The following is a 24,427-nucleotide window of genomic DNA, read 5'->3' on the forward strand; positions in this document are numbered from 1 at the left end:
GGCCCGGTAGCGTCGCCGTGCCGGAAAGGGATGGAGTATCCTAGCACCTCTTCGCCCGCAGGCGGTACGTCCGCCGGGGCCGTCCGAAAGGTCAAAATCATCGATGAAAGCGATTGCCCGCCACGCCGCCGGCCTGCTGTTCGGCGCCCTTTGTCTGCCGATGGCTGTCCATGCCGCAGAAGCTCAACCCACCCATGAATACACCCTCGAAAACGGCCTGAAAATTGTCGTCAGAGAAGACCACAGAGCCCCGGTGGTAGTTTCCCAGCTCTGGTACAAGGTCGGCTCCAGCTACGAGACGCCCGGCCAGACCGGCCTCTCCCACGCCCTCGAACACATGATGTTCAAGGGCAGCCGCAAGCTCGGCCCGGGCGAGGCTTCCCTGGTGCTGCGCGACCTCGGCGCCGAGGAAAACGCCTTCACCAGCGACGACTACACCGCCTATTACCAGGTCCTGGCCCGTGACCGCCTGAACGTCGCCTTCGAACTGGAAGCCGACCGCATGGCCAGCCTGCGCCTGCCGCCGGAAGAGTTCGAGCGCGAGATCGAGGTGATCAAGGAAGAGCGCCGCCTGCGCACCGACGACCGCCCCACCGCCAAGGCCTTCGAACGCTTCAAGGCCATGGCCTATCCCGCCAGCGGCTACCACACCCCCACCATCGGCTGGATGGCCGACCTGGACCGCATGAAGGTCGAGGAGCTGCGCCACTGGTACGAATCCTGGTACGTGCCCAACAACGCCACCCTGGTGGTGGTCGGCGACGTCAAGGGCGAAGAGGTCAAGGCCCTGGCCCAGCGCTGGTTCGGTGGCATCCCCAGCCGCGCCGTTCCGCCCTCCAAGAAGCCCCTGGAACTGGCCGCCCCCGGCGAGCGCCGCATCGTCCTGCACGTGAAGACCCAACTGCCGAGCCTGATCATGGGCTTCAACGTTCCCGGCCTCGCCACCGCCAAGGAGCCGCGCCAGGTGCATGCCCTGCGCCTGATCTCCGCGCTGCTCGACGGCGGCTACAGCGCTCGCCTGCCCAGCCGCCTGGAGCGTGGCGAGGAGCTGGTAAGCGGCGCCTCCGCCAACTACGACGGCTACCCGCGCGGCGACAGCCTGTTCATGCTCAGTGCCATGCCCAACGTGCAGAAGGGCAAGACCCTGGAGCAGACCGAAGCCGGCCTGTGGAAGGAGCTGGACGACCTGAAGAACAACCCGCCGAGCGACGAGGAACTCAAGCGCGTGCGTGCCCAGGTGATCGCCGGGCTGGTCTACGAACGCGACTCCATCACCAGCCAGGCCACCACCATCGGCCAGCTGGAAACCGTCGGCCTGTCCTGGAAGCTGATCGACCAGGACCTTGCCGCCCTGGAAGCCGTCACCCCGGCCGACATCCAGGCCGCCGCCAAGACCTTCTTCACCCGCGACCGCCTCAGCGTCGCCCACGTCCTGCCCGAGGAGGCTAGCCATGAGTGAGCGCAACGGCCTGCGATACGGCCTGCTCGGCCTGGCCCTGATCGCCCTGCTGGGCGTCCTGCTGTTCATCGTCGTCGACCGCACCCCGCCGGCCCTGGCCGCCGAGGCCGATGAGCCGCCGAAGCTCGAATCCATCACCGAGCTGGATGGCAAGACCCCGGCCCGCCGTGACCTGGACATCCAGACCTGGAAAACCGCCGAAGGCGCCAAGGTGCTCTTCGTCGCCGCCCCCGAGCTGCCGATGTTCGACCTGCGCCTGACCTTCGCCGCCGGCAGCAGCCAGGACGGAGACACCCCCGGCCTCGCCACCCTGACCAACGCCATGCTCAACGAAGGCGTGAAGGGCAAGGACGTCACCGCCATCGCCGAGGGCTTCGAAGGCCTCGGTGCCGACTTCAGCAATGGTGCCTACCGCGACATGGCCGTGACCGGCCTGCGCAGCCTGACCGACCCGAAACTGCGTGACCCGGCCCTGGAACTGTTCACCCAGGTCATCGGCGCGCCGACCTTCCCCGAGGACTCCCTCGCGCGGATCAAGAACCAGATGCTCGCCGGCTTCGAGTACCAGAAGCAGAACCCTGGCAAGCTCGCGGGCCTGGCGCTGTTCGACAAGCTCTACGGCAAGCACCCCTACGCCCACTCCAGCGAGGGTGACGAGAAGTCCATCCCCGGCATCGGCGTCGCCCAGTTGCAGGCCTTCCACAAGAAGGCCTACGCCGCCGGCAACGTGGTGATCGCCCTGGTCGGCGACCTCTCCCGCGAGGAAGCCGAAGCCATCGCCAAGCGTGTGTCCGAAGCCCTGCCGAAAGGGCCGAAGCTGGCCAAGGTGGCCACGCCAGAAACGCCCAAGCCGGGCACCACGCACATCGAGTTCCCCTCGGCGCAGACCCACCTGATGCTGGCCCAGCTCGGCATCGACCGTAACGAGCCCGACTACGCCGCGCTCTACCTGGGCAACCAGATCCTCGGCGGCGGCGGCTTCGGCACCCGGCTGATGGAAGAGGTACGCGAGAAGCGCGGCCTGACCTACGGCGTCAGCTCCGGCTTCACCGCCATGCAGGTCGCCGGCCCCTTCATGATCGGCCTGCAGACCCGCGCCGAGCTGAGCGACGGCACCCTCAAGTTGGTCAAGGACATCGTCCGCGATTACCTGGCCAAGGGCCCGACGCAGAAGGAACTGGACGACGCCAAGCGCGAACTGGCCGGCAGCTTCCCGCTGTCCACCGCGAGCAACGCCGACATCGTCGGCCAGCTCGGCGCCATCGGCTTCTACGGCCTGCCGCTGACCTACCTGGAAGACTTCATGAAACAGGTGCAGGGGCTCGATGTCGAACAGGTCAAGGCCGCCATGGACAAGCACCTGAACCCGGACAGCTTCGTCATCGTCACCGCCGGCCCGACCGTTCCCCAGAAGGAACTGCCGGCACCGACCGAGAAGCGTTTCAAACCCAGCTTTGGCATCCCGGAGCACTGATGGCCGCACGTTCGCCGAAGAAAGCCCCAGCCCCCCACGGGGGCCAGGGCCAGTTGCGCATTATCGGTGGCGAGTGGCGTTCGCGCCGCTTCGCCTTCCCCGACGGCCCGGGCCTGCGCCCAACGCCGGACCGGGTGCGCGAAACCCTGTTCAACTGGCTCGCCCCCTATGTGGAAGGTGCGCGGGTGCTCGACCCCTTCACCGGCAGCGGCGCGCTGTACCTGGAGGCGCTGTCCCGTGGTGCCCAGGAAGCCCTGGCGCTGGACCTCAACCCCGACTCGGTCGCTGCCCTGCGCACCACCCTGGACACCCTCGGTTGCGGTGCCGGCCAACTGCTGCAGGCCGACGCCCTGCGCTACCTGGCCACCCAGACGCCGCGCCCCTATGACCTGGTGTTTCTCGACCCGCCCTTCAACCTCAACCTGCTGCAGCCGGCCTGCGCGCTGCTGGAGGAGAACGGCTGGCTGGCCGCCGACGCCTGGATCTACACCGAGAGCGAGAGCGCCCCGTCCAGCCTGGGCCTGCCCGGCAACTGGCGCCTGCACCGGGAGAAGAAGGCCAGCACCGTGCACTACGCCCTGTGGCATCGCCAGGCGTGAGCGACTTCAACCCCGCCTGGTGGCTGCCGGGCCCGCACCTGCAGACCCTCTGGTCGCCCTTCTGCCGCAAGCCCCCGCAGCTGGAACGCCGGCGCGAGCGCCTGTGGCTGGAGGATGGCGACTTCCTCGACCTCGACTGGCACGGTCCCCACGACGCCGAGGCACCGCTGGTGCTGGTGCTCCACGGCCTCACCGGCTCGTCCAGCTCGCTCTACGTGCTCGGCCTGCAGCAGCAGCTCGCCGCGCGCGGCTGGTCCAGCGTGGCGATCAACTGGCGGGGCTGCTCGGGCGAGCCCAACCTGCTGCCCCGGGGCTACCACTCCGGGGCCAGCGAAGACCTCGCCGCCACCGTCGAACACCTGCGCCGCGTGCGGCCGCTGGCTCCGCTGTACGCCGTCGGCTACTCGCTGGGCGGCAACGTGCTGCTCAAGTACCTGGGTGAAAGTGGCGAAGGCTGCACCCTGAGCGGTGCCGTCGCGGTCTCGGTGCCCTTCCGCCTGGACCAGTGCGCCGACCGCATCGGCGCCGGTTTCTCGCGGGTCTACCAGCGCCACTTCATGCGCGAGATGGTCGCCTACGTGCGCGACAAGCAGCGCCTGTTCGCCCACCAGGGCCAGGCCGACCGCCTCTCGGTGCTGGAGAAGCTCGGCCCGCTGGACGGCATGCGCACCTTCTGGGATTTCGACGGCCGCATCACCGCCCCCCTGCACGGCTACGCCGACGCCGACGACTACTATCGCCGCGCCTCCAGCCGCTACTTCCTCGGTGAGATCCGCGTGCCGGCGCTGCTGATCCAGGCCGCCGACGACCCCTTCGTGTTCCGCCACAGCATCCCCGAGGCCCACGAGCTGTCCGCCAGCACGCGCCTGGAGCTGCATGAGAAAGGGGGCCATGTCGGCTTCATCGGTGGTACGCCGGGCACGCCCGACTACTACCTGGAACGGCGCATCCCGCAGTGGCTGTCGGGGCTGGCCCGCTAGCCCTGCACCACCAGGTCGAGGGGCACGTAGAGCTTCTCGTAGAGCGCCGCCACCGCCTCCTGCGCCTCGGCGGCGATATAGCCCCCCTCCAGCGCCAGCACCTGGTAGATGCCACGGCGCAACATCTCTTCGTTGAGGTCACCCGGGTCGCCGCGCGTGGTGCAGAGGAAGCGCACCCAGGAGGTCATGATGATCCAGCTGTTCAGGGCCAGGGCCTCGATCTGCGCGTCGTTCATCAGCAGGATGCCGACCTCGACGAAGCCCCGGTAGATGGCCTGGGCGTGCCCCAGGCAGCGCTGGGCGAAGACCCGGTAGCGCGCCGCCAGCTCGGCATCGGACTCCAGCAGGTGCTCGAGGTCGCGGTGCAGGAAGCGGTAATGCCACATCGCCGCCAGCAGCGCCTCCAGGTAGAAGGTCTTGTCCTCCACCGTCAGGGCGCGGTCCTGGGGCAGGCGCAGGAAGGCGTCGACCCGTGATTCGTACTCGGCGAACAGCTCGGCGATGATCACCTGCTTGTTGCGGAAGTGGTAATAGAGGTTGCCCGGCGACATCCCCAGGTGCGCGGCGATGTGGTTGGTGGTGACGTTGCGCTCCCCCTGGGCGTTGAACAGCTCCAGGCTGGATTGCACGATTCGCTCGCGGGTCTTGATACGTGGGGCCATGCGCGGATCGGTCTCACTGCTGCCGGAAGTCGGCGAGGGTAACAAAACTACACAGAGTCCCGGAACAGACAGTACTCCTGCAGCGTTCCGCGTGCCGTTTCGCGCCCTGTTTGTGTGGTCTCCGCGCCCCGTGCCCAGGCCGTCTGGAGGTCAGCCCAACTTTTCGTTTGGTAGGCAGGCCGGCCATGTCGCGGCATGCTATTTGACACACTAGAGCAATTACTCTAAAAATCCAGCACCGGTTCTCAACAATAACTAGAGAGGTGTCGCTCATGGTCGCCGACGTAGCTTATCTGCAGCAGGCCCAGCAGCAGATCAACCAGCTCGAAGAGCTGTTCGCCCGCCAACGTGCCGCCTATGGCGACAATCCGATGCCCAGCGCCGACCAGCGCATCCAGTGGCTCAAATCCCTGCGTGACCTGATCTTCAACGAGCAGGACGCGCTGATCCGTGCCATCAGCCAGGACTTCAGCAACCGCTCGGCGGACGAAACCCTGCTGGCCGAGATCATGCCCAGCCTGCACGGCATCCATTACGCCAAGAACCGCGTGCGCCGCTGGATGAAGCCCTCGCGCCGCTCCGTCGGCATGGCCTTCCAGCCGGCCTCCGCCAAGGTCATCTACCAGCCCCTGGGCGTGGTCGGCGTCATCGTCCCCTGGAACTACCCGCTGTTCCTCGCCCTCGGCCCCCTGGTGGGCGCGCTGGCCGCCGGCAACCGGGTGATGGTGAAGATGAGCGAATCCACTCCCGCCACCTCCCAGCTGTTCAAGGAGCTGATGGCGCGCATCTTCCCCGAGGACCTGGTCGCCGTGTGTCTGGGCGAGGCCGATGTCGGCGTCGCCTTCTCCAAGCTGCCCTTCGATCACCTGCTGTTCACCGGCGCCACCAGCATCGGCCGCCATGTGATGAGGGCCGCCGCCGAGAACCTCACCCCGGTGACCCTGGAGCTGGGCGGCAAGTCGCCGGCCATCGTCTCCCAGGACGTGCCCCTGGACCACGCCGCCGAGCGCATCGCCTTCGGCAAGACCATGAACGCCGGGCAGACCTGCGTCGCCCCCGACTACGTGCTGGTGCCCAAGGACCGCGTCGAGGGCTTCGTCGAGGCCTATCGCGCCGCGGTGAAATCCTTCTACCCGCAGTTGCAGAACAACCCGGACTACACCGCCATCATCAACGAGCGCCAGGTGCAGCGCCTCAACGGCTACCTGCAGGACGCCGAAGCCAAGGGCGCGCGCCTGGTCCCGCTGTTCCCCGAAGCCCAGGGCCGGCGCCTGCCGCACACCGTGGTGCTCAACGTGAAGGACGACATGAAGCTGATGCAGGACGAGATCTTCGGCCCGCTGCTGCCCATCGTCCCCTACGAGCGCCTCGACCAGGCCTTCGCCTACATCAACCAGCGCCCCCGCCCGCTGGCGCTCTACTACTTCGGCTACGACAAGCGCGAGCAGCAGCGCGTGCTGCACGAAACCCACTCCGGCGGCGTGTGCCTCAACGACACCCTGCTGCACGTGGCCCAGGACGACATGCCCTTCGGCGGCGTAGGCCCCTCGGGCATGGGCCACTACCACGGGCATGAAGGGTTCCTCACCTTCAGCAAGGCCAAGGGCGTGTTCATCAAGCAGCGCTTCAACGCCGCCCGGATGATCTACCCGCCCTACGGCAAATCGATCCAGAAACTGGTCTACAAGCTTTTCGTGCGCTAAAGCCCCCCTAAGGATTAGACGGGTACATAACAACAATGACCGAGACCACCCTGAACGCGCCGGGACTTTCCCGGCGCAGCCTGCTGAAAGTCGGCCTGTTCGGCTCTGCCTTCCTCGCCACGGCCGGCGTCACCGCCACCCTCTCCGGCTGCTCCGCCAGCGTCCCGGCCAACGGCCTGGCGATCCTGCGGGACTCCGACCTGCCGTTCCTGCGCGCCCTGATCCCGGTGATGCTCGATGGCGCGGTCAGTGCCGAACAGATGCCGCAAGCCGTGGCCGGCACCATCCAGAGCCTGGACTACGCCCTCGATCGGCTGTCCCCGGAGATGCTCAAGCTCACCGTGCAGCTCTTCGACGTGCTTGCCCTGCCCATCACCCGGGGGCCGCTCACCGGCGTCTGGGGCAGCTGGGAGAACGCCAGCGCCGAGGACGTGAGCAACTTCCTCCACCGCTGGCAGAACAGCTTCATCGGCCTGCTGAAGATGGGGCACGCCTCCCTGCTGCAGCTGGTGATGATGGCCTGGTACAGCAGGCAGGAAGCCTGGGCGCATTGCGGCTACCCCGGTCCGCCGACCGTCTGACCGCGCGCCCCCACAACGACAAGAAACACCACTCGACCCGGCGCCGGCCATCACCGGCAGCTGTCGGCGAGACCGAGGATTGACTGATGCCCGTACCCGATCTGTTCGCCGAAGGCATGGCCCGCGGCTGGAAAACCCACAATGGCTCGCGACTCGAGCAGGACCTGACCCTGGAGGCCGACGTCGCCATCGTCGGCTCCGGCGCGGGCGGCGGCACCACCGCCGAGATACTCAGCGCCGCCGGCTACAAGGTGCTGATCATCGAGGAAGGCCCGCTGAAGACCAGCAGCGACTTCAAGATGCAGGAAGCCGAGGCCTACCCGAGCCTCTACCAGGAAGGCATCGGCCGCATGACCAAGGACGGCGCGGTGACCGTCCTCCAGGGCCGCGCCGTGGGCGGCACCACCCTGATCAACTGGACCTCCAGCTTCCGCACCCCCGACCCGACCCTGGAACACTGGGCCAGGGAGCACGGCGTCAAGGGGCACAGCCCGGCCGAGATGGCCCCCTGGTTCGAGAAGATGGAACAGCGTCTCGGCGTCGCGCCCTGGGCCATTCCGCCGAACCCCAACAACGACGTGCTGCGCAGCGGTTGCGAGAAGCTCGGCCTGCACTGGAAGGTCATCCCGCGCAACGTGCGCGGCTGCTGGAACCTCGGCTACTGCGGCATGGGCTGCCCGACCAACGCCAAGCAGTCGATGCTGGTCACCACCATCCCGGCGACCCTCGACAAGGGCGGCGAGCTGCTCTACCTGGCCCGCGCCCATCGCCTGCTGATCGACGGCGACAAGGTCACCGGCATCGAATGCCAGGGCATGGACGAGCGCTGCGTGGCGCCCACCGGCCGCACCATCACCGTCAAGGCGCGGCACTACGTGCTCTCCGGTGGCGGCATCAATACCCCCGGCCTGCTGCTGCGCTCCGACGCGCCCGACCCGCACGGCCGCACCGGCAAGCGCACCTTCCTGCACCTGGTGAACTTCTCCGCGGCGCAGTTCGAGCAGGTGATCAACCCCTTCTATGGCGCGCCGCAGTCCATCTATTCCGACCACTACCAGTGGGACGACGGCACCACCGGGCGCATGTCCTACAAGCTCGAAGTGCCGCCGCTGCAACCCGCGCTCACCGCCACCCTGCTCGGCCGCTTCGGCATCGACAACGCCCTGCGCATGGAGCAGCTGCCGCACACCAACGTGATGCTCGCCCTGCTGCGCGACGGCTTCCACCCGGACAGCGCCGAAGGCACGGTGGAGCTGCGCGGCGACGGCAGCCCGGTGCTCGACTACCGCATGACCGACTACACCTGGGACGGCGTGCGCCGCGCCTTCCAGGTGATGGCCGAGATCCAGTTCGCCGCCGGCGCCAAGGCCGTGCTGCCGCTGCATGCCGACGCCGGTTACGTGAAGACCGCCGCCGAGGCGCGCACGCTGATCGACGGCCTGTCGCTCGAGCTGTACCGCACCCGCCTGGGCAGCGCCCACGTGATGGGCGGTTGCGCCATGGGCGAGGACCCCAAGCAGGCGGTCACCGACAGCCTCGGCCGTCACCACCAGCTGGCCAACCTGTCGATCCACGACGGCTCGCTGTTCCCCACCAGCATCGGCGCCAACCCGCAGCTGTCGGTCTACGGGCTGACCGCGCAGCTCTCCACCGCCCTCGCCGAGCGCCTCAAGAGCGCCTGAGCGGGATAAACCGGCATGCTCCGGCGTCTTGGCCGCCGGGGCATGCTGCGCTACCATCCGATTCCCTTACGGACCCCTGCCAGGACGTAGCGATGAACCGAGTGTTGTATCCGGGCACCTTCGACCCGATCACCAAAGGCCACGGCGATCTGATCGAACGTGCCTCCCGACTGTTCGACACCGTGATCATCGCGGTGGCCGCCAGCCCCAAGAAGAACCCGCTGTTCTCCCTGGAGCAACGCGTCGAGCTGGCCAGGGAAGTCACCAAGCACCTGCCCAACGTCGAGGTGGTGGGCTTCTCCACCCTGCTGGCGCACTTCGTCAAGGAGCAGAAGGCCAATGTCTTCCTCCGTGGCCTGCGCGCGGTCTCCGACTTCGAATACGAGTTCCAGCTGGCCAACATGAACCGCCAGCTGGCACCGGACGTGGAGAGCATGTTCCTCACCCCGTCGGAGCGGTACTCCTTCATCTCCTCCACCCTGGTGCGCGAAATAGCGGCCCTGGGCGGGGACATCACCAAGTTCGTCCACCCCGCGGTGGCCGACGCCCTGGCCGAGCGCTTCAAGCGCTGAGCCCCGCGATACGGCGGTCGGCGCGCGCAAAAGGTGCGCCGACCGCGCCATTCCGGCACAATTCCGCCATTGTCTGCTGAGCACCGCCGCCGCACGGCGACGGTAGGAGTTGTTCCATGTCCCTCAAGATCACCGACGACTGCATCAACTGCGACGTCTGCGAACCCGAGTGCCCCAACGGCGCCATCTCCCAGGGCGAGGAGATCTATGTCATCGACCCGAACCTGTGCACCGAGTGCGTCGGCCACTACGACGAGCCGCAGTGCCAGCAGGTCTGCCCGGTGGACTGCATCCCCCTCGACGACGCCCGTGTCGAAACCCGCGAGCAGTTGATGGACAAGTACCTGAAGCTCACGGGCAAGGCCTGACGCCATGGGCCGCCAGCTCCGTGACACGGCCTGGCGCCCCGCCCTGCTCGCGGCGCTGCTGCTGTTCAGCGTCGCACTGCGGGCGGCGCCCCCCGACCAGGCGGCCGTGGCCAGCGCCCAGCCCTCGGCCACCGTGGCCGGCCTGGAAACCCTGGCCATGGGCGGCAACGCCTTCGACGCCGCGGTGGCCATCAGCGCCGCCCTGGCGGTAGCCGAGCCCCACGGCTCCGGCCTCGGCGGCGGCGGTTTCTTCCTCCTGCGCAAGGCCGGCGACAAGCAACCCACCTACCTGTTCCTCGACGCCCGCGAACGCGCGCCCCTCGCCGCGCGCCCCGATCTCTACATGCGCGACGGCAAGGTACAGCCGCAGCTGTCCATCAACGGCCCGCTGGCCGCCGCCATTCCCGGGCTGCCCGCCGCGCTGGTGGACCTGGCCCAGCACCACGGCCGCCTGCCCCTGGGCGACTCCCTGGCCCCGGCCATCCGCCTGGCCCGCGACGGCATCTCGGTCGACCGCGTGTACATCGAGCGCGCCGGCTTCCGCATCGCCGCCATGCGCGACGACCCCGAAACCGCGCGCATCTTCCTCGACGACAAGGGCGAAGTGCCCGACGAATTCAGCCTGCTGCGCCAGCCCGACCTGGCGCGCACCCTGGAACGCATCGCCCGCTACGGCAAGGCCGGCTTCTATGCCGGCGAGACCGCCGACAAGCTGGTCAAGGGCGTACGCGCCGCCGGCGGCATCTGGACCCAGCAGGACCTGGACAGCTACCGGGTGGTGGAACGCCAGCCGCTGCGCTACGCCCTGGCCGATGGCCGCGAGCTGATCGGCGCACCGCCGCCCTCCGCCGGTGGCGTGGCCCTGGCCCAGAGCCTGGCGATGCTGCAGCAGCTGCCCTGGCGCGAGGGCGACAAACTGCAGCGCACCCACTATGTGGTGGAAGTACTGCGCCGCGCCTACCGTGACCGCGGCCTGCTGGGCGACCCCGACTTCATCGCCAACCCGGTGAGCCAGTTGCTGGCGCCCGACTACCTGAAGGGCCTGGCCGCCGGCATCGACCCCCAGCGCGCCACCCCAAGCGCCAGCCTGCCGCCCGCCCCCGCCTGGCGCGAAGGCGACCACACCACCCATTTCGCGGTGATCGACAAGGACGGCAACGCCGTCGCCGCCACCCTCTCGGTGAACCTGCCCTTCGGCGCCGCCTTCGTCGCCCCGGGCACCGGCGTGCTGCTCAACGACGAGATGGACGACTTCGCCGCCGACACCCACGGCGCCAACGCCTACGGCCTGGCCGGCAGCCAGGCCAACGCGGTGGCCGCCGGCAAGCGCCCGCTGTCGAGCATGAGCCCCACCTTCATCGAAAGCGCCAAGGAATTCACCGCCTTCGGCACCCCGGGCGGCAGCCGCATCCCCAGCATGGTGCTGCTGTCGATCCTCGAATACCTCGATGGCCAGCCCGTGGCCCGCTGGCCGGCGGTGCCGCGCTACCACCACCAGTACCTGCCCGACGTCATCGAGCACGAGCCGAGCACCTTCAGCGATGCCGAGATCGCCGCGCTGCAGGCCCGTGGCTACGCCCTGAAGCGCGTCGAACGCGGCTACGGCAACCAGCAGGTGCTGTTCTGGGACAAGGACGGCGGCCGCATCGAAGCCGCCAGCGACCCGCGCGGCGTGGGCCTGGCCAAGACCCTGCCGGAGCAGCGCTGAGCCTCGCCGAGGCTCAGAGCAGCTCGATCAGCCCCTCGTCCTCGTCCGCCCCGGCACGCAGCAACCCCTGGCCCTGGCCGATCATCAGCACATTGCGCAGGCTCTGGATGATGCGGCTGGCATAGCCCAGGTCGTTCATCAGCGAACTCATCTGCAAGCCATCCAGCTGGCCGTTGCGCACGGCCGCGAACAGGCGGTTGCGGAAGTCGCCATCGAAGTTCGCCGCCTTCTCGTCCAGCCATTGCAGGTGCTGCGACCAGACTTCATCCGGCAGCTCCGAACGGCTCAGCTCGCGCACCTGGTGCAGGGTCGCCAGCAGATGCCGGCGCAGCTCCACATAGGCATCCCGCGTTGCCGAAGGCCCGCCCTCCAGGTAGTGACCGAGGTTCTTCTGCAGGTGCTTGGCATCCTTCACCGCATCCACCAGTTGCAGCGCCGCCACCTGGCAGTTGACCCAGAACTGCTGGTGCGCCTCGTCCAGCGTCACCTCCAGCCGACCCATGAAGCTCAGCAGGTCGCCGTAAACACCCTTGATGTGGCGTTGGTAGAGCGCCTCGGCATTCAGGTGGTGGCGCACCGGCGGCGCCTGCAAGGCGGCCTCGTCGGGGCGGTCCTTGCTCAGCAGGTCCACCGGCAGGAACAGCGCGTGGCAGATCACCTCCAGGCTCAGGCGCCCCAGGTGGCGCAGCTCCTGCACCACCGCGCTGGCCGCGGCATCGGCGGAATCCAGGGCACGCTCGCTGAGGTAGCGCGCACGCACCCGCTCCGGCTCCGCCGGCCCCGCCGCCAGCTCGGTGATCAGGACCTGGGGCTCGCTGCGTTCGGGCAGCCAGCGCACCAGCAGGGTCGCCAGGCGCCCCTGCCAGGGCCAGAACAGCGCCACGCCAAAGGCGTTGAACAGGGTGTGGAACATCGCCAGCTGGATCAGCGGGTTGCCGCCCAGGCCCATCGGCTCCGCCAGGGCATGCACCAGCCAGGTCAAGGGCCCGAGCAGGATGAAGGCGAGCACCCCGGTGACGACGTTGAACAGCACATGGGCCAAGGCCAGGCGCTGGCCGCTGCGGTTACCGCCGAGGGAGCCGACGAAGGCCGTAGTGACGCTACTGCCGACGTTGGAGCCGATGGCGATCGCCAGGCTCTGGCCCAGCTCCAGCTGGCCGCTGGCCAGGGCCGCGAGGGTCAGCATCAGGGCAGCGTGGCTGGACTGCAGCACCACGGTCACCACCATCCCCACCGCCACGAACAGCAGGCTGCCGAGCAGGCCATCGACCTGCAGCCCGGTCATGTCGAAGCCATCGTCAAAGGTCGAAAAGCCGTCCTTGATCTGGTCGATGCCAAGGAACACGAAGGCAATGCCCAGCACGATGCGCCCGGCGGCCTTGCTGCGCGGACCGACGAAGCCGGCGAGCACGCCGAACACCAGCAGCGGCAGGGCCAAAGGCGAGAGGCTGAGGTTCTGCCCGGCCATGGCCAGCAGCCAGATACCGCTGGTGGCGCCCAGGTTGGCGCCGAACAGAATGGCGATGCCACCGGCCAGCTGGATCAGCCCGGTGCTGATGAAGGCGATGGTGAGCAGGGACACCAGAGTGCTGGATTGCAGCAGCAGAGTGCCGCACACGCCAAACATCAGGCCCTTGAACGGCGTCGCGGTGCTGCGCCCCAGCAGTTGCTCCAGCTTGCCGCCGGCCAGGTCGCGCAGCCCTTCCTCCAGGCACTGCATGCCAAAGAGGAACAGCGCCAGCCCCGCGCAGAGCTGCAACCAGCCCGCGCTCATCCAGAAGCTCCCGGCCAACCCGGCCGCCGCCAGCGCCACCAGCGCGATCAATGGAAAGCCTTTCACGTCATCCCCCTTCCCTGGCGGGCACAAAAAAGGGCGCCCCAAATGCAAACGGCCCCTTGCTCATCACTGGGCAAGGGGCCGTTTCCGGCTCGAGGAGTCGAGAATAGCGCGATCAGTCTTTCTGGTAACCGCTGGTGGTGCAGCCCAGGCAACGCACGAAGGCTTCTTTGCCCGGATCGACCACCAGGGCCTTGCCGGCGGCGCCGACATTGCCGCCCAGGGCGCTGAAGGGCAGGCTCACCACGAACAGGCCGGCACCGACGACGGTGGCGCCGATCAGCAGCGGGCGGGCGATCAGCAGGTCGCCGACCATGGAGTACGCAGGCGGCGCATCGGCGGTGTACATCGGGTCGCCACTGGAGTTCTGCTGCACAACCTCAGCCTGCGTCGGCAGCGCCATGAGGCCAGAGGTCAGCGCCAAGACAGCAGCGGAAGTGCGGAACAGGTTCATGATGCAATCCTTCGGCTATTAGAGGAGTAATGCGGCTAACTATAACAGTGCTCGTGCGCTTTTCAGCGTGACGGCCTTCAATCGCCGTTAAAAGCGTAGTCGGGTTTTTTCGGCTCGTACGGCAGGTAGAACGCCAGCAGCCGGCGCAGGTCGGCCTCGGCATCGCCGGTGGTGTGGAACGGCTCGCCGATGACGATGCGCCGATTGCGGTAATCCAGCGCCGCCGGCACCACCGGAACGCCCGCGCCCCGGGCGATGTGATAGAAGCCCATCTTCCAGCGCTCCACCCGCTTGCGCGTGCCCTCCGGCGACAGCACCAGGATGAACTCGCGGTTCTCGGCGAAGGCCTGCACGGCCTGCTCCACCTGGTTGAGCGTGAGGTGGCGCTGGATGGGAATGCCGCCCCAGCGCCGCATCAGCCCGGCGAAGGGCCAGCGGAAGATGCTGTGCTTGCCGAACCAGCGGGCATTCAGGCGGAGGATGAACTTGGCGGCGATGAACAGCACGAAATCCCAGTTGGAGGTGTGGTGGGCGCCGATCACCACGAACTTGTCGAGGGGCGGCAGCTGCCCCTCGATGCGCCAGCCCATGAGCCGGAAGACCCCATGGCCGATCGCCTCCGCAACCGCGTTGCGGGGCAGGTAGTTGCCGGACATCCTTCACCTCTTCTTATTGTTCTCGGCATTTCTCGACGTTCGCGACCGCAGGCCGGCAGGGCCTCGCCGGCTTAGCGCTGGCAGCGCGGGCAGTAGACGCTGGCCCGCTGCCCCAGCTTAACCTCGCGCAGGGTGGAGCCACAGGCCTTGCAGAACTCGCCGCCGCGCCCATAGGCGAACAGCTCCTGCTGGAAGTAGCCCGGCTGGCCGTCGCCGCCGACGAAGTCGCGCAGGGTGGTGCCGCCACGCTCGATGGCGTGGGCGAGGATGCGCTTGATCTCCTCGGCGAGCTTCAGGTAGCGCGCCCGCGACACCGTGCCCGCCTCGCGGCGCGGGTCGATGCCGGCAGCGAACAGCGCCTCGGTGGCGTAGATGTTGCCCACGCCCACCACCACGGCGTTATCCATGATGAAGGGCTTCACCGCCATGCTGCGCCCGCGGGACAGCTGGTACAGGCGCTCGCCATCGAACAGCCCGGTCAGCGGCTCGGGGCCCAGGTTGCGCAGCAGTTCGTGGTTGTGCGGGTCCTGGCTCCAGAGCATGGCACCGAAGCGGCGCGGGTCGGTGTAGCGCAGCGAAAGGCCCGACTCCAGCTCGATATCCACATGCTCGTGCTTGGCCGCCGCCGTACCCGTTTCCACCAGGCGCAGGTTGCCGGACATCCCCAGGTGGCTGATCAGCGTGCCCGCCTCGGCCTGCAGCAGCAGGTACTTGGCGCGGCGTTCGACGACCACGAAACGCTGGCCGGAGAGGCGCACGTCGAGGTCTTCGGGGATGGGCCAGCGCAGGCGGCGCTCACGCACCACCACGCGGCTCACGCGCTGGCCTTCGAGGTAGGGCGCGATGCCCCGCCGCGTGGTTTCGACTTCAGGTAATTCAGGCATGGGTGTCTCGGCGTGAAGCGCTGCGGGCGATCAGTGGGCGCCCAGTTCGCGGATGCTTTCCTTGAGGTTCTCGAAGTCGTACTCCGACAGACCGACATAGTCGAGCACCAGCGCGCGGATGCTGTTCCACTCGTGGTCGTCGGCCTGGTTGCCCAGCACCAGGTGCGAGGCGCAGACGTGCTCGGCCATCTTCAGGATCGCCAGCAGCGTCTTCAACGGCGCATCGCGGCCGGAGTCGTCGCTGAAGATCGACAGCGCGTTGTGGTGGTTGGCGATGGCCTCGCAGAGGTGCTCCGGCAGGCGCCAGGAGCGCGCGGTGAAGTAGCCCACCACAGCATGGTTGGTGTTGAGCAGGCGGTTCTCGGTGTCGACGATGCGGCGCTCGACGCTGGCGCTGGCATAGGCCTCCTCCAGCACCGTCATGTAGTCGGGGAAGCGCTTGAGCATCAGCGGGATGCCGCAGTTGTGGAACAACCCCAGCGCATAGGCCTCGTCGGCCTGCTGGTGGCCGATGCGCTTGGCCAGGGTCAGGCAGGTCATGGCCACGTCCTGGGCGGTGTCCCAGAAGCGGTTCAGGGTGACGATGGTCTCGTCGGTCATCTCGCCCTTGATCGACTGCGCGTTGATCAGGTTGATCACCGTGTTGCAGCCCAGCAGGTTGACCGCCTGCTGGATCGAGGCGATGCGGTTGGTTAGCCCGTAGAACGGCGAGTTGACGATCTTCAGCAGCGCGCCCGACAGGCCCGGATCCTGGCTGATGAGCTTGGCGATGGTGCGCAGGTCAGGGCTGGGCATGACCTGCTCCATCTGCAGGTCGACCATGATCTGCGGCTGGGGCGGCACGCTGATGCCCTGGAGGAAATGACGGATCTGTTCAGCAGAGAGTTCTTGGGCCATGACAGCGAGACTGGGACGGAAAATAAGGCTGACAGTCTAACCCCAGGCAGCGGCGAACTGGCCAGCGTTTTAGCTGAACTTTCGCCTAACGGTCGGCTCGGAAAGCGACCGATTCGCGACTGCGTCGGCACTGCTGTGCCAGCACCGGGAAAAGCACTCGCGGGTGGTGCGGAGAACGCCCGCCGGTAGCAGGTTCGGTGGGCGCCTTCGGTTATAATCCCGCTCTTTTTTCCGGAGAGCGACCCATGTCCCTGCCCAGCCTGCGCCTCAAAGCCAACGCCGATCGACGCCTGCGCGCCGGCCACCTGTGGGTCTACAGCAACGAGATCGACGTGGTCGCCACTCCGCTGAACGCCTTCCAGCCCGGCGACCAGGCCATCCTCGAAGCCGCTGGCGGCAAGGCCCTGGGCGTGGTCGCGCTGAGCCCGAACAACCTCATCTGCGCGCGCCTGGTGTCCCGCGACGTCAAGCACAGCCTCGACAAGTCGCTGCTGGTGCACCGCATCAACGTGGCCCTGAGCCTGCGCGAGCGCCTGTTCGACAAGCCCTACTACCGCCTGGTCTACGGCGACTCCGACCTGCTCCCGGGCCTGGTGGTGGACCGTTTCGGCGACCATATCGTGGTGCAACTGGCCTCCGCCGCCATGGAGCGCAACAAGGACGCCGTGCTCGAAGCCCTGGTGCAGGTGCTCAAGCCCCGTGGCGTGCTGTGGAAGAACGACTCCGCCGCCCGTGACGCCGAAGGCCTGGAGCGTTACGTGGACACCGCCTTCGGCGTGGTGCCCGAGTGGGTCGCCCTGGAAGAGAACGGCGTGAAGTTCGAAGCCCCGGTACTGGAAGGCCAGAAGACCGGCTGGTTCTACGACCACCGCATGAACCGCGCGCGCCTGGCGCCCTACGTCAAGGGCAAGCGCGTGCTCGACCTGTTCAGCTACATCGGCGGCTGGGGCGTGCAGGCCGCGGCCTTCGGCGCCAGTGAAGTGTTCTGCGTCGATGCCAGCGGCTTCGCCCTCGACGGCGTCGAGCGCAACGCCACCCTCAACGGCGTGGCCGAACAGGTCACCTGCGTCGAAGGCGACGTCTTCGAAGCCCTCAAGGAACTGAAAGCCTCCGAGGAGCGCTTCGACGTGGTGGTGGCCGACCCGCCCGCCTTCATCAAGCGCAAGAAGGACCTTAAGAACGGCGAAGCCGCCTACCGCCGCCTCAACGAACAGGCCATGCGCCTGCTCAACAAGGACGGCATCCTGGTCAGCGCCTCCTGCTCCATGCACCTGCCCGAGGACGACCTGCAGAACATCCTGCTCGGCAGCGCCCGCCACCTGGACCGCAACATCCAGCTGCTGGAACGCGGCGGCCAGGGCCCGGACCACCCGGTGCACCCGGCGATCCCGGAAACCCGCTACATCAAGAGCATCACCTGCCGCCTGCTGCCCAACAGCTGATCCGACGGCGCCCCGGCCCCGGTGCCGGGGCGCCCGTCATCCGCCTGCCGCAAACCTTTCACCAAAACTTCATCCCCTCCCGACCCGCTGTCATTCCCCCGCAACTCGGCCACGCTGGTATAGACCACCGCGAGGCAAGCCCGTCGTCTGCATCGCATCGCTGCAACCACAACAATCAAGGATGCGTCATGACAACAATGAAACGCGCGGGGCGCCTGCTGGCCCTCGCTACCGCCTCGCTGCTCGCCTTGCAGGCCCAGGCCGGCACCAACAAGGTGCTGTTCTTCGGTATCGACGGCTTCAAGGCCGATGCCATTCCCGCCGGCAACATGGTCAACCTCGAGCAACTGATCGCCAGCGGCGTCTACACCGACGGCGGCTGGTCACCGGACACCTCCATGAGCGGCCCCGGCTGGTCGACCCTGTTCATGGGCGTCGAGCGCGACAAGCACGGCGTGCGCGACAACAACTTCACCGGGCAGAACTACGCCCAGTACCCGCACTTCCTCACCCTGCTGGAACAGCGCAAGCCCCAGCTGGTGACCGCCTATGCCTACAACTGGTCGCCGCTCTACGCGCAGATGAAGCCCCAGGCCGACCTCAAGTTCGACGGCCCCGAAGCCAATGACCCGGTGCTGATCGCCCAGGCCGAGGACTGGCTGCGCAACCGCGCCGACCTCGACGTGCTCAGCGCCTACTACTACGGCGTCGACGAAGCCGGCCACAGCCACGGCTTCCACTCCGACACCCCGCAATACGTCCAGGCCATGGGCCAGGCCGACGCCGCCCTCGGCCGCCTGCTGCAGGCGATCAAGTCGCGCCCCACCTACGCCCAGGAGAACTGGCTGATCGTGGTGAGCACCGACCACGGCGGCAGCAGCACCGGCCACGGCGCCAACCGCCCCGAACACCGCAAGGTGGCGGTGGTGCTCAGCGGCGCCGGCATTCCCGCCCTCGGCCGCAACCGCCTGGCCACCCCGCTGCGCCAGGTGGACGTGGTGCCCACCCTGTTCGAGCACCTGGGCGTATCCACCCAGGGCCTGGCCCTGGACGGCCGCTCGCGCCTGCACCCCGTGGCCCGCACCTTCGCCTTCGGCCAGAACCTGCTGGCCAACCCCGGCGCCGAGTACGGTGCGGCCCACACAGACATGGCCTACGACCCGGACATCGCCGGCTGGACCAAGGGCGGCCTGCAGACGGTGATGCGCTACGGCGCCCGCAGCGAACTGCCCGCCGGCCAGGGCCAGCTCTTCGTCGGCCAGGGCAAGGGTTCCCTGACCCAGCGCATCGAGCTGCCGCCGGAGGCCGCCGGCCGCCCCTTCCAGCTCGACGCCCTGCTCGGCGCCAGCGCCGGCAGCAGCCATGACGCCCGCGTGCTGGTGCGCTTCCACACCGCCGAGAAGCGCAGTTCTGTGTACTGGAACGACGACACCGGCTACTTCTTCGCCGGCGATCGCTACTACCGCTACAACTACCGCGACGACAAGGTCGACGCCGGTTATCCACAGCCCATCGCCGGCAACTGGATCGGCTTCGAAGGCTTCGAGGGCGGCGCACGGGACATCGACGCCGGCTTCAACGCCGGCAACGGCAAGGTGTACTTCTTCAAGGGCACCCAGTACGTGCGCTTCGACATCGCCAGCAACCGCGTCGACCCCGGTTATCCCAAGCCCATCGCCGGCAACTGGTCGGGCCTGGAGCGCTTCACCGGCGGCGCCCGCGACATCGACGACGTGCTCGAGGTCAGCGGCTCCAAGCTGTACTTCTTCAAGGGCAGCCAGTACATCCGCTACAACCTGGCCACCGGCGACAAGGCGGACAAGAACTACCCGCTGGACGTCTCCGGCGCCACCTGGTCCGGCGTGCAGCAGTGGCCCCTGGGCCTGGATGCGGCGGTCAAGCGCAACAGCTCCATCGCCTACCTGTTCAACGGCGGCGAGTACGTGCGCTACAACCTGATCACCGACAAGGCCGAGAGCGGCTACCCGCGCCCCGTGGACGGCGCCACCTGGCCGGGCCTAACCGGCTTCGTCGAAACGGGCACCGCCTTCGCCACGCCCGCCCTGACCGCCGCCGAGCGCAACGGCCAGCCGCTGGCCCGCAACCTCTACGGCACGGTGCCGGCCGGCGCCACCTCGGTGGAAGTGGAACTGCGCTTCGAGAAGGGCAGCGGCGCCGGCTTCCCCTTCGCCGATGAGCTGAACTTCCGCGTCGACTGACCCCCGGTCACCCAGGTGCGCGCCGACCGCTCGGCCCCCGGCCTTCCGCCCGGAGCGCACCTGGGATTAGAATCCCCTCTTCCCTGCCACACCCTCAGGCGGGCCAGTGAGCCCCGGCCGAGCGCGCGGTGATCCCGCGATGCCCTCACGCCACCCCCGGACGCAACGACCACATCCGTTTGCCAACGGCACCCACCGCGCTCACGATACGACCTATAACCTGATCAGCCTGCAGGACAGAAGACATGCCTGATTACCGCTCGAAGACCTCCACCCACGGCCGCAACATGGCCGGCGCCCGCGCCCTCTGGCGCGCCACCGGGATGAAGGACGAAGACTTCAAGAAACCGATCATCGCCATCGCCAACTCCTTCACCCAGTTCGTGCCCGGCCACGTGCACCTGAAGGACCTGGGCCAGCTGGTCGCCCGCGAGATCGAAAAGAACGGTGGCGTGGCCAAGGAATTCAACACCATCGCGGTCGACGACGGCATCGCCATGGGCCATGACGGCATGCTCTATTCCCTGCCGAGCCGCGAGATCATCGCCGACTCCGTGGAATACATGGTCAATGCCCACTGCGCCGACGCCATCGTCTGCATCTCCAACTGCGACAAGATCACCCCCGGCATGCTGATGGCCGCCCTGCGCCTGAACATCCCGGTGGTGTTCGTCTCCGGCGGCCCGATGGAGGCCGGCAAGACCAAGCTCGCCAACCACGGCCTGGACCTGGTGGACGCCATGGTGGTCGCCGCCGACGATTCCTGCTCCGACGAGAAGGTCGCCGAGTACGAGCGCAGCGCCTGCCCCACCTGCGGCTCCTGCTCCGGCATGTTCACCGCCAACTCGATGAACTGCCTGGTCGAAGCCCTGGGCCTCGGCCTGCCGGGCAACGGCTCCACCCTGGCCACCCACTCGGACCGCGAGCAGCTGTTCCTGCGCGCCGGCCGCCTGGCCGTCGAGCTGTGCCAGCGCTACTACGGCGAAGGCGACGATTCCGTGCTGCCGCGCAACGTCGCCAGCTTCAAGGCGTTCGAGAACGCCATGACCCTGGACATCGCCATGGGCGGTTCCACCAACACCATCCTGCACCTGCTGGCCGCCGCCCAGGAGGCGGAGATCGCCTTCGACCTGCGCGACATCGATCGCCTGTCGCGCAAGGTGCCGCAGCTGTGCAAGGTGGCGCCGAACATCCAGAAGTACCACATGGAAGACGTGCACCGCGCCGGCGGCATCTTCAGCATCCTCGGCGAGCTGGCCCGTGGCGGCCTGCTGCACACCGACGTGCCCACCGTGCACAGCCCGAGCATGAGCGACGCCATCGCCCAGTGGGACATCACCCAGACCGCTGACGAAGCCGTGCACACCTTCTTCAAGGCGGGCCCGGCCGGCATCCCGACCCAGGTCGCCTTCAGCCAGAGCACCCGTTGGGACACCCTCGACGACGACCGCGCCGAAGGCTGCATCCGCAGCGTCGAGCACGCCTACTCCCAGGAGGGCGGCCTGGCCGTGCTCTACGGCAACATCGCCCTGGACGGCTGCGTGGTGAAGACCGCGGGCGTGGATGAATCCATCCACGTGTTCGAAGGCACCGCGAAGATCTTCGAAAGCCAGGACAGCGCCGTGAAGGGCATCCTCGCCGACGAAGTGAAGGCCGGCGACATCGTCATCATCCGCTACGAAGGCCCGAAAGGCGGCCCGGGCATGCAGGAAATGCTGTACCCCACCAGCTACCTGAAGTCCAAGGGCCTGGGCAAGCAATGCGCCCTGCTCACCGACGGCCGCTTCTCCGGCGGCACCTCGGGCCTGTCCATCGGCCACGCTTCCCCGGAAGCCGCCGCCGGTGGCGCCATCGGCCTGGTGCAGGACGGCGACAAGGTGTTGATCGACATCCCCAACCGCAGCATCAACCTGCTGGTGTCCGATGAAGAGCTGGCCAGCCGCCGCGCCGCGCAGGACAAGAAAGGCTGGAAGCCCGCCGCCCCGCGTACCCGCAAGGTGACCACCGCCCTCAAGGCCTACGCCCTGCTCGCCACCAGCGCCGACAAGGGCGCCGTGCGCAACAAGGCGATGCTGGAAGACCTGTAAGCGCTACCCGCGAACGAAAAAGCCCGGCCATGTGCCGGGCTTTTTATTGGGTGCCCTGTCAGCTCAGCGGCTTCACCCGCACGCACCGTAGGATGGCGTAGAGCGCAGCGAAACCCATCACCGCCCCACGCAGACACCGCAAACGTCGGGTTGCACCCGACCTACACGCTGCTCATAGGAGCTCGCCAGACTTCATGCAAAGCCTGAAGCTCGAATTCGAAGAGAGTGCCGCCGAGTTCTACATCGCCTCGCTTGCGAGGGGAATTCTCGAAGGCATCAAGAGCGGCGCCCTGACTGCCGAGACCGGCATCTGGTCCCTGGGCCGCCCCGTATTCCGCAACACCCTCACGACCCTACCCATCAGCGCAGAGTTGAAAGAGGTTCTGGAAAGCTTCGACGAGCTCGATGCCCTCACAGAACTCGGTATCGACCTGCAACCCAGGCTACAACGCATGATCGACACGCTGGACCGCTGTCAGCGCTCGATCAATGTCGACACGAGCCTGATTATTCGCGCCATCAGTGCTCCTTAGGGTGCACCTGTCATGTAGGGGCGACTTCAGTCGCCAAGGGCCGCGTAGCGGCCCCATGCGCGGCCAGAAGCGGGCGAATGAATTCGCCCCTACACAAACGCGTCCAAAGCAGGCACTTCGCGAGCAAAGCTCGCTCCTACCCATGCGCTCCAGCACCCGCCAAACATCTGACCGGCGCCCCCAGCCATTCAGGTAGAATCGCCGCTTTTTTGCGGACCATCGCCATGAGTTCACTGGAAAACCCGGCCACTTCCACCTCCCGCAACGAGCTGGTCTACGGCCTCGACGACAAGCCGCGCCCGCTGGTGGCGCTGCTCGCCGCACTGCAGCACCTGCTGGCGATCATCGTGCCCATCGTCACCCCCGGCCTGCTGATCTGCCAGGCCATCGGCGTCTCGGCGCGCGACACCAACCTGATCGTCTCCATGTCACTGGTGATCTCCGGCATCGCCACCTTCGTCCAGTGCAAGCGCTTCGGCCCGTTCGGCGCCGGGCTGCTGATCGTCCAGGGCACCAGCTTCAACTTCGTCGGCCCGCTGATCGCCGGCGGCGCGCTGATGGTCAAGCAAGGCACCCCGGTGGAAGCGGTGATGGCCGCCATCTTCGGCGTGGTGATCGCCGGCTCCTTCGTGGAGATGGGCATCTCGCGCATCCTGCCCTTCGTCAAACGCCTGATCACCCCGCTGGTGACCGGCATCGTGGTGCTGATGATCGGCCTGACCCTGATCAGGGTCGGCCTGATCAGCATGGGCGGCGGCTTCGGCGCCATGGCCAACGGCACCTTCGCCAATGGCGAGAACCTGCTGCTGTCCGGCACCGTGCTGGCGATCATCGTCGTGCTCAACCGCATCCCCGTGGTGTGGATGCGCAGCTGCGCCATCGTCATCGCCCTGGCCGTGGGCTATGCCCTGGCCGGCTACCTGGGCCGCCTGGACTTCACCGGCATGCACCAGGCCGAGCTGTTCCAGGTGCCGATGCCGCTGCACTTCGGCCTGGGCTTCTCCTGGAGCCTGTTCATCCCGATGCTGGTGATCTACCTGGTCACCTCGCTGGAAGCCATCGGCGACGTCACCGCCACCAGCAAGGTCTCGCGCCAGCCGGTGGAAGGCCCGCTGTGGATGCAGCGCATCAAGGGCGGCGTGCTGGTGAACGGCGCCAACTCGCTGCTGGCCGGCGTGTTCAACACCTTCCCCAGCTCGGTGTTCGCGCAGAACAACGGCGTGATCCAGCTCACCGGCATCGCCAGCCGCCACGTCGGCCTGTGGATCGCCGTGGTGCTGGTGATCCTCGGCCTGTTCCCGGCGGTGGCCGGCGTGATCCAGGCGGTGCCCGAGCCGGTGCTCGGCGGCGCGGCCATGGTGATGTTCGGCGCGGTGGCCGCCTCGGGCATCAACATCCTCGCCGGCATCGAGCTGGACCGCCGCGCGCTGCTGATCATCGCCGTGTCCCTGGCCCTGGGCCTGGGCGTTTCGCAGGTGCCGGAGTTCCTCGCGCACATGCCGGCGGCGCTGCGCAACGTGCTGGAATCCGGAGTCGCCACCGGCGGCATCTGCGCGCTGCTGCTGAACTGGTTCCTGCCGGAATCCCCGCGCCCCGCCGAGTGATGCAGAATGGGCCTCGCATTCCAACG

Annotated in this window: 20 protein-coding genes and 1 pseudogene; 15 read left to right on the top strand and 6 right to left on the bottom strand. The window is 67.6% G+C overall.

The genetic code is table 11. The features are described from left to right. The first annotated feature begins 30 nt into the window (after positions 1–30). From RTW82_RS01545 to RTW82_RS01560, 4 genes and pseudogenes are all read left to right on the top strand, one after another. Positions 31–1,459 (top strand): annotated as a pseudogene (locus RTW82_RS01545) (M16 family metallopeptidase). Continuing rightward, entirely contained in the window at positions 1,452–2,933 is a 1,482-nt protein-coding gene (locus tag RTW82_RS01550) for a pitrilysin family protein (protein WP_316924053.1), read from the top strand. Before RTW82_RS01545 ends, RTW82_RS01550 begins: the two are co-directional and overlap by 8 nt. Further along, complete coding sequence (rsmD, locus tag RTW82_RS01555) at positions 2,933–3,532, top strand: 16S rRNA (guanine(966)-N(2))-methyltransferase RsmD (protein WP_021218334.1); 600 nt, start codon at positions 2,933–2,935, stop codon at positions 3,530–3,532. The genes RTW82_RS01550 and rsmD overlap by 1 nt, the downstream gene beginning before the upstream one ends. Continuing rightward, on the top strand, positions 3,529–4,512 hold the full coding sequence (locus RTW82_RS01560) for a hydrolase (protein ID WP_316924054.1): 984 nt from the start codon (positions 3,529–3,531) through the stop codon (positions 4,510–4,512). The genes rsmD and RTW82_RS01560 overlap by 4 nt, the downstream gene beginning before the upstream one ends. On the opposite strand, the gene RTW82_RS01565 is transcribed toward RTW82_RS01560, so the two are convergent. After that, complete coding sequence (locus RTW82_RS01565; RefSeq protein ID WP_021218332.1) at positions 4,509–5,174, bottom strand: TetR/AcrR family transcriptional regulator; 666 nt, start codon at positions 5,172–5,174, stop codon at positions 4,509–4,511. The two genes, RTW82_RS01560 and RTW82_RS01565, sit on opposite strands and share 4 nt — an antisense overlap. Before the next feature lie 272 nt (positions 5,175–5,446). On the opposite strand from RTW82_RS01565, the gene RTW82_RS01570 reads away from it, so the two are divergent. From RTW82_RS01570 to ggt, 6 genes are all read left to right on the top strand, one after another. Further along, positions 5,447–6,877: a coniferyl aldehyde dehydrogenase gene (locus tag RTW82_RS01570; protein ID WP_021218331.1), complete on the top strand. Its 1,431-nt coding sequence runs from the start codon at positions 5,447–5,449 to the stop codon at positions 6,875–6,877. Positions 6,878–6,912: 35 nt separating this feature from the next. Continuing rightward, the gene (locus RTW82_RS01575; protein ID WP_021218330.1) at positions 6,913–7,458 is read left to right on the top strand and encodes a hypothetical protein; all 546 of its coding nucleotides are present in this window, start codon (positions 6,913–6,915) and stop codon (positions 7,456–7,458) included. An 86-nt stretch (positions 7,459–7,544) separates the two neighbouring features. Then, positions 7,545–9,140, top strand: a complete 1,596-nt coding sequence (locus tag RTW82_RS01580; RefSeq protein WP_316924055.1) for a GMC family oxidoreductase — start codon at positions 7,545–7,547, stop codon at positions 9,138–9,140. A 92-nt stretch (positions 9,141–9,232) separates the two neighbouring features. After that, positions 9,233–9,712, top strand: coding sequence for a pantetheine-phosphate adenylyltransferase (gene coaD / locus RTW82_RS01585; protein ID WP_173175121.1), 480 nt, complete (start codon positions 9,233–9,235; stop codon positions 9,710–9,712). 116 nt (positions 9,713–9,828) lie between these two features. Beyond that, positions 9,829–10,080, top strand: a complete 252-nt coding sequence (locus tag RTW82_RS01590) for a YfhL family 4Fe-4S dicluster ferredoxin (RefSeq protein WP_111264445.1) — start codon at positions 9,829–9,831, stop codon at positions 10,078–10,080. 4 nt (positions 10,081–10,084) lie between these two features. Then, on the top strand, positions 10,085–11,788 hold the full coding sequence (gene ggt, locus RTW82_RS01595; RefSeq protein WP_316924056.1) for a gamma-glutamyltransferase: 1,704 nt from the start codon (positions 10,085–10,087) through the stop codon (positions 11,786–11,788). A gap of 13 nt (positions 11,789–11,801) precedes the next feature. Here ggt and RTW82_RS01600 read toward each other — a convergent pair whose 3' ends face one another. The 5 genes from RTW82_RS01600 to RTW82_RS01620 all read right to left on the bottom strand — a co-directional run bounded on the left by RTW82_RS01600 (position 11,802) and on the right by RTW82_RS01620 (position 16,462). Continuing rightward, positions 11,802–13,628, bottom strand: coding sequence for a Na/Pi symporter (locus RTW82_RS01600; RefSeq protein ID WP_316924057.1), 1,827 nt, complete (start codon positions 13,626–13,628; stop codon positions 11,802–11,804). 112 nt (positions 13,629–13,740) lie between these two features. Then, a complete protein-coding gene (locus tag RTW82_RS01605) occupies positions 13,741–14,079 on the bottom strand; it encodes a multidrug transporter (RefSeq protein WP_271659685.1) in 339 nt (112 codons plus the stop codon). 77 nt (positions 14,080–14,156) lie between these two features. Continuing rightward, the gene (locus RTW82_RS01610) at positions 14,157–14,735 is read right to left on the bottom strand and encodes a lysophospholipid acyltransferase family protein (protein WP_043240895.1); all 579 of its coding nucleotides are present in this window, start codon (positions 14,733–14,735) and stop codon (positions 14,157–14,159) included. 71 nt (positions 14,736–14,806) lie between these two features. After that, complete coding sequence (gene mutM, locus RTW82_RS01615; RefSeq protein WP_316924058.1) at positions 14,807–15,619, bottom strand: bifunctional DNA-formamidopyrimidine glycosylase/DNA-(apurinic or apyrimidinic site) lyase; 813 nt, start codon at positions 15,617–15,619, stop codon at positions 14,807–14,809. A 30-nt stretch (positions 15,620–15,649) separates the two neighbouring features. Beyond that, positions 15,650–16,462 carry an HDOD domain-containing protein gene (locus RTW82_RS01620; RefSeq protein WP_162164706.1) on the bottom strand — a complete coding sequence of 271 codons (813 nt, stop codon included), beginning with the start codon at positions 16,460–16,462 and terminating at the stop codon, positions 15,650–15,652. Positions 16,463–16,761: 299 nt separating this feature from the next. On the opposite strand from RTW82_RS01620, the gene RTW82_RS01625 reads away from it, so the two are divergent. From RTW82_RS01625 to RTW82_RS01645, 5 genes are all read left to right on the top strand, one after another. Further along, a complete protein-coding gene (locus RTW82_RS01625; protein ID WP_021218320.1) occupies positions 16,762–17,958 on the top strand; it encodes a class I SAM-dependent rRNA methyltransferase in 1,197 nt (398 codons plus the stop codon). A 188-nt stretch (positions 17,959–18,146) separates the two neighbouring features. Further along, positions 18,147–20,177 (top strand): hemopexin repeat-containing protein, encoded by a 2,031-nt coding sequence (locus RTW82_RS01630; protein ID WP_316924059.1) that lies wholly within the window; start codon positions 18,147–18,149, stop codon positions 20,175–20,177. Between the two features lie 245 nt (positions 20,178–20,422). Then, the gene (gene ilvD / locus RTW82_RS01635) at positions 20,423–22,264 is read left to right on the top strand and encodes a dihydroxy-acid dehydratase (RefSeq protein WP_316924060.1); all 1,842 of its coding nucleotides are present in this window, start codon (positions 20,423–20,425) and stop codon (positions 22,262–22,264) included. Positions 22,265–22,458: 194 nt separating this feature from the next. Further along, positions 22,459–22,797, top strand: a complete 339-nt coding sequence (locus tag RTW82_RS01640; RefSeq protein ID WP_316924061.1) for a hypothetical protein — start codon at positions 22,459–22,461, stop codon at positions 22,795–22,797. A 224-nt stretch (positions 22,798–23,021) separates the two neighbouring features. Further along, a complete protein-coding gene (locus tag RTW82_RS01645) occupies positions 23,022–24,401 on the top strand; it encodes a uracil-xanthine permease family protein (RefSeq protein WP_316924062.1) in 1,380 nt (459 codons plus the stop codon). The last annotated feature ends 26 nt before the right edge of the window (positions 24,402–24,427 follow it).

The sequence above is a fragment of the Pseudomonas sp. zfem005 genome (genome assembly GCF_032621735.1).
In the GTDB taxonomy this organism is placed as follows: domain Bacteria; phylum Pseudomonadota; class Gammaproteobacteria; order Pseudomonadales; family Pseudomonadaceae; genus Metapseudomonas; species Metapseudomonas solani.